Source organism: Micromonospora sp. NPDC049175 (assembly GCF_043197345.1).
Lineage (GTDB): Bacteria > Actinomycetota > Actinomycetes > Mycobacteriales > Micromonosporaceae > Micromonospora.
This window is the reverse complement of the sequence record NZ_JBICSY010000005.1, coordinates 628,490-636,927: the sequence shown is the minus strand read 5'-3', so window position 1 is coordinate 636,927 and position 8,438 is coordinate 628,490. Positions and strand designations below refer to the sequence as shown.

Genomic DNA, 8,438 nt, shown 5'->3' with positions numbered 1-8,438 from the left:
TCACCACCATCGACCAAGCCGGCCTCAACCATGTCGCCGACGAACTCAACGACCGCCCCCGCATGACCCTGGGCTGGGCCACCCCAGGTGAGAAGATGACCCAGCTCCTCGGTGTTGCAACCACCAGTTGAGCCCGCCGCCGTAACGGAAACTGTCCAAGATCTCCGGTAAAGCGCGGGCGCCATGCGCGCGAAGCGCGAAGGCGGCGCGCGAAGCCCGGCGCGCGGGGCGCGAGGCGCGGGGCGCGAGGCGCGGGGCGCGAGGCCCGGCGCGCGAAGCCCGGCGCGCGGGGCGCGAGGCCCGGCGCGCGAAGCCCGGCGCACGGGGCGCAGGGCACGAAGCCCGGCCCGCGGCGCGCGGGGCACGAAGCCCGGCCCGCGGCGCGCGGGGCACGAAGCCCGGCCACGCGGCACGAAGCCCGGCCACGCGGCACGAAGCCCGGCCACGCGGCACGAAGCCCGGCCCGCGAAGCCCGGCCCGCGGCGCGCGGGGCGACTCAGCGGTCAGAAGAGGACCACGGCAAGGGAGCGGCTGGGGCGGCCGGCGTCGGGCGGCCCGCACGTTCGCGCAGGTGACGGGTGAAGGCGGATGGTTCCGAGCTGGTGCGTTGGCGCACCGAGGTTCGTCGAGCCGCCCACGTCGCCCTGATGAGGTGACAAACGACCTCAGCGAGTGACCCCGGGCTGGCCGGAGCGGTGACGCTGAGGCGTCCGACGGGCGGCGTTTGTGGCGAGCGCCCCGGCGACAAGCGCGGTCAGCACCCCGATCAGTTGGATCAATTGTCCGGTCGCCACGTCGGCCCCGTGCCGCCCGAGCAGGTTGTCCACCCCGGTCGGGCTGATCGCGAACCCGACGGCCACGAACAGACCCAGCAGTGCGCCAACCGCCGGCGACAAGCGCCACGGTGCGAGCGCGACGAAGAGGGCGCCAGCCAACAGGATGATCATCCCCGGCGGTACGGCGACGGGAAACTCGACCCCGGCGGCCCACAGCACGCCGATGCCCGCGGCGCCGACGACGAGGCCGGCGATGGTGAAGGTCCGTGCGGAAACAGTCATGGCTTCACCCTGTCCCCGTACGGCCCGGTCCGCGTCCGCCCGGCGACGTCATTGGGGGTACGGCAGCCTGCGTACCCCGGTCGCCCACGGCGCACGGCGTCCGAGGAACGAACCCGGCCGCTCAGCGAACGGTGACGGTGACGGTGTGCCAGCCGGTTGCGCCGTCCGGTGCGACGTCCTGCGTACGCTCGGTCTGGGTTTGGCCGGTCGCGTCCGTCGCACGGACCTGGAGTCGGTGCTCGCCCGGCGTGGCGTCCCAACGCCAGGACCACTGCACCCAGGTGTCCACCGACACGGTCGGGGCCAGCTCCGCCTGCTGCCAGCCTCCGCCGTCGACGCGTACCTCGACCCGGCTGATGCCCCGGTGCTGCGCCCAGGCCACACCGGCGACGGTGACCGGGCCGGCGGTCAGCCGGTTACGTCCCCGGGGCGCGTCGATCCGCGACTGGGTCTTGATCGGCCCCTGGGCGGACCAGCCGCGGGGCACCCAGTACGCGTCGAAGTCGGCGAACCTGGTCAGTTCCAGCTCGGTCACCCACTTGCACGCTGACACGTAACCGTAGAGGCCGGGCACCACCATCCGGACCGGGAAGCCGTGCTCGACCGGCAGTGGCTCACCGTTCATGCCGACGGCCAGCAGCGCGTCCCGCCCGTCGCGCAGCGCCGCGGTGGGGGTGCCGCAGGTCCAGCCGTCGACCGACCGGCCGACGACCTGGTCGGCATCGTCGTCCGGGTCGACCTCGTCCAGCAACTCCCGAAGGGGTACGCCGAGCCAGCGGGCGTTGCCGATCAGGTCCCCGCCCACCTCGTTGGAGACGCAGGCCAGCGTGACGTACCGCTCGACGAGCGGACGGGCCAGCAGGTCCGCGTAGCTGTAGGTGCGCTCGGTGCCGACCCGCCCGTGGATACGCAGCCGCCAGGTGTCCGGATCCACCTGGGGCACCACAAGCGCGGTGTCGATCCGGTAGAACCCGAAGTTCGGGGTGACGTACGGCGCGAGCTGTGCCACCGCGAGGTCCGCACCGGCCGGCACGGCCGGTGCGGGGGCGACCGGCGCGGGTAGGCGGATCGCCTCCCGGGCGGCGGACACTCCGCGCCGGCCGGCGAGCCAGCGCCCACCGAGACCGGCCACCACGGCCGTGCCGAGCAGCACCCCGCTCCCGGTGAGGAAGCGTCGCCGCGACTCGGGGTCAACGTCGGCACGCCCGACCGGCGCGTTCGCCGTCACGGATAGCCCGCCCGGAGGCACCGGGGCGGCGGGCGCCACCGGACCAACCGGCGAACCACCAGGTGACACCGGGGCGGCAGGCGAGACCGGCGCAGCGGGTGTCACCGGACCAGCCGGCGTCTCCGGCGCAGCGGGCGACGTCGGCAAGCCCTCCGGCGTCGGCGAGGCCCCCGCCCCCCGCACCCGGCCCGCAGACGGCGCCGACCCGGCGGGCGGCACGGTCGGCGTGGGTGGTGACCAGGGCCAGGGGTTCAGCTCGAACGGGCCGGCGATGAACAACCACAGCACCAGGGCGCCGAGGCCGGCACCGACGAGCGACGGCAGCGCGTCGGCCGCGTCCGCACCGGGGCGGGTCACGGCGGCGGCCACGCCGATGGCGCCGAACGCGGCGATGCCGGCAAGGCCGAATGCCAGCCGGCGGACCGCCAGCATGCCGAACAGTGCGGCGAACGCTCCCAGCAGCAGGCCGGTGCCGACCAGCAGTGCGATCTTGTCGGCGGTGCCGAAGAGGTCGATGGCGAGTTGCTTCAGCGACTCGGGGACGGCGTCGACGACCACCCCGCCGACCGCGACCAGAGGCGCCGACCGGGGGCCGGTCAGCACTGCCACCGGCTCGGCGATTCCGATCGCGACGGCGGCGGCCGTCACTCCGGCCAGCGCGGCGTAGCGCCGCGACGTGGTGCTCATCGGCCCAGTGTGCGCGATCATCCTGCCCGGTAGCCAACTACGTCAGCGTTCGGTAATGATCAGCGCAGACGAACGGGGCGCACCGTCGTACGACGGTGCGCCCCGCAACGGGTGTCGCTCTACCGGATCAGAAGCCCGGGCCGTGCTGGTGGCCGTGACCGTGGCCGTGGCCGCCGCCGGCGGCCGGCTCGGCCTGCTCCGGCTTCTCCACCACGAGGCTCTCCGTGGTGAGCAGCAGGCCGGCGATCGAGGCGGCGTTGGTGACCGCGTTGCGGGTCACCTTCACCGGGTCGATGATGCCGGCCTTGACCAGGTCGACGTACTCGCCCTTGGCGGCGTCGAGGCCGTTGCCCCACTTCAGGTCGGCGACCTTCTGCGTCACGACGTAGCCGTCGTGACCGGCGTTCTGCGCGATCCAGCGCAGCGGCTCGACGAGCGCCTTGCGCACGACCGAGACACCGATCTTCTCGTCACCGGTGAAGCCCAGGTCGTCGTCGAGCACCGAGCGGATCTGCACCAGGGCGGCGCCGCCGCCGGGGACGGTGCCCTCCTCGACCGCAGCCTTGGTCGCCGCGATGGCGTCCTCGATGCGGTGCTTGCGCTCCTTCATCTCGACCTCGGTGGCCGCGCCCGCCTTGATGACGGCGATGCCACCGGAGAGCTTCGCCAGCCGCTCGGCCAGCTTCTCCCGGTCCCAGTCGGAGTCGGAGGCCTCGATCTCCTTGCGGATCTGGGAAACCCGGTCGGCGAGGTCGGCCTTCTGGCCGCCGCCGTCGACGATCGTGGTGTTCTCCTTGTCGACCACGACGCGCCGAGCGGTGCCGAGCACCTCCAGGCCGACCTGGTCGATCTTGTAGCCCAGCTCCGGGGCGACCAGCTCGGCGCCCGTGGAGATCGCGATGTCCTGGAGCATCGCCTTGCGCCGGTCACCGAAGCCCGGGGCCTTGACCGCGCAGACCTTGAGGGTCTTGCGCAGCGAGTTGACCACCAGGGTGGAGAGCGCCTGGCCGTCCACGTCCTCAGCGATGATCAGCAGGGGCTTGCTGTTCTGCAGGACCTTCTCCAGCAGCGGCAGCAGCTCCTCGATCGCCGAGATCTTCTGGGTGGTGACCAGGATGTACGCGTCCTCGAGGACGGACTCCTGGCTCTCCAGGTCGGTGACGAAGTTCGGCGAGATGAAGCCCTTGTCGAACTGGAGACCCTCGGTCACGTCCAGCTCGGTGGTGAGCATGGAGCCTTCCTCGACGGTGATGACACCGTCGCGGCCGACCCGCTCCATCGCCTCGGCGATCAGGTCGCCGATCGTGGCGTCCTGCGCGGAGATCGTCGCCACGTTCGCGATCGACTCCTTGCTGGTGACCTCGGCTGCCTTGCCGAGCAGCGCCTCGGAAACCTTGGTGGCCGCCGCGTCGATGCCCCGCTTGAGGCCGGCCGGGTTGGTCCCGGCGGTCACGTTGCGCAGGCCCTCGCGAACCATCGCCTGGGCCAGCACGGTCGCGGTGGTGGTCCCGTCGCCGGCGACGTCGTTGGTCTTGGTCGCCACCTCCTTGACCAGCTGCGCGCCAAGGTTCTCGTACGGGTTGGTGAGCTCGATCTCCTTGGCGATGGTCACACCATCGTTGGTGATCGTCGGCGCACCGAATTTCTTGTCCAGGACGACGTTGCGCCCGCGCGGGCCGAGGGTGACCTTGACCACGTCCGCGAGGGCGTTGACACCGTGCTCCAGCAGGTGCCGGGCGTCGTCCGAGAAGCTCAGGATCTTCGCCATTAATGTCCCTTCGAAGCGCCATTGCCCCGGCCCGGCGAGCCGGACCGGGGCAGTGGCACTGATCGGTTGCTTACTTCTCGATGACCGCGAGGACGTCGCGGGCGGAGAGCACCAGGTACTCCTCGCCGGCGTACTTGACCTCGGTGCCGCCGTACTTCGAGTAAAGGACGGTGTCGCCGACCTGCACGTCAACCGGAACCCGGTTGCCGTTGTCGTCGACGCGCCCCGGGCCCACAGCGAGGACAGTGCCCTCCTGCGGCTTCTCCTTGGCGGTGTCGGGGATCACGATGCCCGACGCCGTGGTGGTCTCAGCCTCGTTCGCCTGGACCACGATGCGGTCCTCGAGCGGCTTGATCGCAACCTTGGTCGCGGTAGTCACGGGCATACCCTCCTGGGGTACTGGTTTCGTTGCTGGCCGGCGGGGCCAACCAGCGTCAATCTGCCTCATGCCACCGGGCGGGACCGTCGTCGCGGGTGCCGGTCCGCCTGGCGTGCGCACCCGGGTCGCGAGACCCGGAAGCTGGCACCCTCAGGGTGAGAGTGCTAATCGCAGGTTATTCCGTGGCTAGCACTCCGTCAAGGAGAGTGCCAGCGAGTCGCGCCCCGCCAGCCCGGATTTCCGGGTCCACCCGGACAATGACCGGGTGGATCTCGATCAGCTGGCGGCGCTGCGTACCCCCGAGGGGTCGGCCGCGCTCACGGCGGCGGCCGGGCTGGCCGGCGGTGATCCGCTGGCCGCGGCGTCGGCGCTGCGCGCGGCCGGGGTGCCACCGACGTTGGCCGCGGCGGCGCTCACCCAGGCCGAGCTGCGGCACCGCGCGGTCGGCAAGTTCGGCCCGGCCGCCGCCGGGATGTTCCTCACCCGCCCCGGGCTGGAGCAGGCCACCCGCCGGGTGGTCGCCGATCGTCGGGCCGCCCGGCTGTCCGCGGCCGGCGTCCGCACCCTGGCCGACCTGGGCTGCGGCCTCGGCGCGGACGCGCTGGCCGCCGCCCGCGCCGGCATCCGGGTGTACGGGGTGGAGGCCGACCCGGTGACCGCCGCGATGGCTGCCGCCAACGCCGCGGCGGCCGGGCTGGCCGAGTTGTTCACCGTCGAGTGCGGCGATGCCACCGCGTTCGACGTCTCCCGCGTCGACGGGGTCTTCTGCGATCCGGCCCGCCGCACGACCGGCACCGGACGACGGATCTTCGACCCGCGCGCCTACTCGCCGCCGTGGGACTTCGTCACCGGGCTGGCCGAGCGGGTGCCGCGCACGGTGGTGAAGGTGGCCCCGGGCCTGGACCACGCGCTCATTCCGGCCGGCGCGGAGGCGGAGTGGGTAGGCGTGGACGGCGACCTGGTGGAGGCCGCGCTCTGGTGCGGTGAGCTGGCGGAGGTGCCCCGCCGCGCCACGCTCTACCGCGCGGAGACCCAGCGCCACCAGCTCACCGGCTCGGGTGCCGACGAGGCCCCGGTCGGGCCGCCCCGGCGTTACCTGTACGACCCGGACCCGGCGGTCATCCGCGCGCACCTCGTCGCCGAGTTGGCCGCCGAACTGGACGCCACCCTCGGCGACCCGAGCATCGCCTACCTCTACGCGGACCTGCCGACCCGCACCCCGTACGCGCGCTGCCTGGAGGTCACGGACGTGCTGCCGTTCTCGCTCAAGCGCCTGCGGGCGTTGCTGCGCGAGCGCCGGGTGGGCCGGGTGGAGATCCTCAAGCGGGGTTCGGCGCTCACCCCGGAGCAGCTCCGACGGGACCTGCGGCTTTCCGGCGACGCGGCGGCGAGCCTGGTGCTCACCCGGGTCGCGGGCGCACCGACCGTGCTGATCGGTCGGCCGGTCGACTAGCGTCGCCGGTGTGGCAGGACAGGGCACACCGGCGACGGCACTGTTGGTCAAGCGCGGGGTCGCGCATCGCACGCATCCCTATCGGGTGTCGCCGGACGCCCCGAACTACGGCGCGCTGGTGGCGGTGGCGCTGGGCGTGGCACCGGAGCGCGTCTTCAAGTCGTTGGTGACCGCTGTCGACGGCGCGCTCACCGTGGCGGTCGTCCCGGTCACCGGCGAGCTGGATCTCAAGGCGCTCGCGGCGGCGGTCGGTGGGAAGCGGGCGGCGCTTGCCGACCGGGCGGTCGCCGAGCGGGCCACCGGCTACGTACGCGGGGGGATCAGCCCGCTCGGGCAGCGGAAGACGTTGCCCACGGTGCTCGACGACTCCGCGTCGGAATTCCCGACGATCTATGTCTCGGCTGGTCGACGCGGCCTGCAACTCGAGTTGGCCGCGGCGGATCTGGTGGCGTTGACGGACGCCCGCACCGCGCCGCTCCAGGCCCGCTGACGACAGTCGTTACGTCGACGCCCCGGTGGGATACCCACGGAGTAACAGTCGCGTTGCTGAATTGTTATCGCCCCCAACAAACTAGGCACCTGCGCGGTCTTGTGGAGCCGGTGTGACGCGAAATACGTTGCCGGACACAACAAAACAACACCTCCCCCACCACGAAAGGACCCTGCACATGCGTAAGGGGATCCTCACCATCGCCGCCGTGGGCCTGCTGACGACCGGCGGGCTGACCGCCTGTAGCGACGACTCCGGCACCGGCTCGGCCGACTCCAAAAAGACTCCCAAGATCGGCGTGATCCTTCCGGACAGCAAGTCCTCCCCCCGCTGGGAGACGGCGGACCGCCGCTTCCTGGAGGAGGCGTTCAAGGCCGCCAACGTCAAGTACGACATCCAGAACGCCCAGAACGACAAGGCCGCCTTCCAGACCATCGCCGACCAGATGATCACCAGCGGCGTCACCGCCCTGATGATCGTCAACCTGGACTCCGGCACCGGCAAGGCCGTGCTCGACAAGGCCAAGTCGCAGGGCGTCGCCACCATCGACTACGACCGGCTCACCCTCGGCGGCTCCGCCCAGTACTACGTCAGCTTCGACAACGAGACCGTCGGCAAGCTCCAGGGCGAGGGTCTGGCGAAGTGCCTGACCGAGAAGAACGCCAAGAACCCGGTCGTGGCGTACCTCAACGGCTCCCCCACCGACAACAACGCCACCCTGTTCAAGGCCGGATACGACTCGGTGCTCAAGCCGAAGTTCGACTCCAAGGAATACACCAAGGGTCCGGACGACGCCGTGCCGGGCTGGGACGGCCCCACCGCCGCGACCATCTTCGAGCAGCAGCTCACCGCGACCAAGGGCAAGATCGACGGCGTGCTGGCCGCCAACGACACTCTCGGCAACGCCGCCATCTCGATCCTGAAGAAGAACAAGATCAATGGCAAGGTGCCGGTGACCGGGCAGGACGCCAGCGTGGAGGGCCTGCAGAACATCCTCGCCGGTGACCAGTGCATGACCGTCTACAAGGCGGTTCGGGAAGAGGCCAAGGCCGCCGCGGACCTGGCCATCGCGCTGGCCAAGGGCGAGAAGAAGGACACCGGCAAGTCGGTGAAGGACGGTGACCGCGACGTCCCCTCGGTGCTGCTCACCCCGAAGGCCATCTACAAGGACAACGTCAAGGACGTCATCGCCGACGGTTACGCGACCAAGGAGCAGGTCTGCACCGCGGCGTACGCCAAGTTCTGCACCGAAGCCGGCATCAGCTGACGGACGTCGCAGTACCCGCCGGGACGACAATCGCCGCCCGGCACGGGAGCACCCTCCCGTGCCGGGCGGCGCCCGCCGGACGGGCCCCGACCCTCCCTTGAGAAGGAG

At 71.6% G+C, this 8,438-nt stretch carries 7 protein-coding genes; 3 read left to right on the top strand and 4 right to left on the bottom strand.

All coding sequences use genetic code 11. The annotated features are described in order from the left end of the window. Positions 1-665: 665 nt before the first annotated feature. The 4 genes from ACGFH8_RS23295 to groES form a co-directional block, all read right to left on the bottom strand. Positions 666-1,058: a hypothetical protein gene (locus tag ACGFH8_RS23295; protein ID WP_393370418.1), complete on the bottom strand. Its 393-nt coding sequence runs from the start codon at positions 1,056-1,058 to the stop codon at positions 666-668. Positions 1,059-1,179: 121 nt separating this feature from the next. Beyond that, entirely contained in the window at positions 1,180-2,973 is a 1,794-nt protein-coding gene (locus ACGFH8_RS23290) for a molybdopterin-dependent oxidoreductase (protein WP_393370415.1), read from the bottom strand. Positions 2,974-3,100: 127 nt separating this feature from the next. Continuing rightward, positions 3,101-4,741, bottom strand: coding sequence for a chaperonin GroEL (gene groL, locus ACGFH8_RS23285; protein ID WP_393370412.1), 1,641 nt, complete (start codon positions 4,739-4,741; stop codon positions 3,101-3,103). A gap of 70 nt (positions 4,742-4,811) precedes the next feature. Beyond that, positions 4,812-5,126, bottom strand: a complete 315-nt coding sequence (gene groES, locus ACGFH8_RS23280) for a co-chaperone GroES (RefSeq protein WP_030330046.1) — start codon at positions 5,124-5,126, stop codon at positions 4,812-4,814. A 259-nt stretch (positions 5,127-5,385) separates the two neighbouring features. Here groES and ACGFH8_RS23275 point away from each other — a divergent pair, with 259 nt between their 5' ends. The 3 genes from ACGFH8_RS23275 to ACGFH8_RS23265 all read left to right on the top strand — a co-directional run bounded on the left by ACGFH8_RS23275 (position 5,386) and on the right by ACGFH8_RS23265 (position 8,330). Continuing rightward, a complete protein-coding gene (locus tag ACGFH8_RS23275) occupies positions 5,386-6,573 on the top strand; it encodes a methyltransferase domain-containing protein (RefSeq protein ID WP_393370409.1) in 1,188 nt (395 codons plus the stop codon). Between the two features lie 10 nt (positions 6,574-6,583). Then, entirely contained in the window at positions 6,584-7,063 is a 480-nt protein-coding gene (gene ybaK / locus ACGFH8_RS23270) for a Cys-tRNA(Pro) deacylase (protein WP_393370407.1), read from the top strand. Between the two features lie 178 nt (positions 7,064-7,241). After that, on the top strand, positions 7,242-8,330 hold the full coding sequence (locus tag ACGFH8_RS23265) for a sugar ABC transporter substrate-binding protein (protein ID WP_393370404.1): 1,089 nt from the start codon (positions 7,242-7,244) through the stop codon (positions 8,328-8,330). The last annotated feature ends 108 nt before the right edge of the window (positions 8,331-8,438 follow it).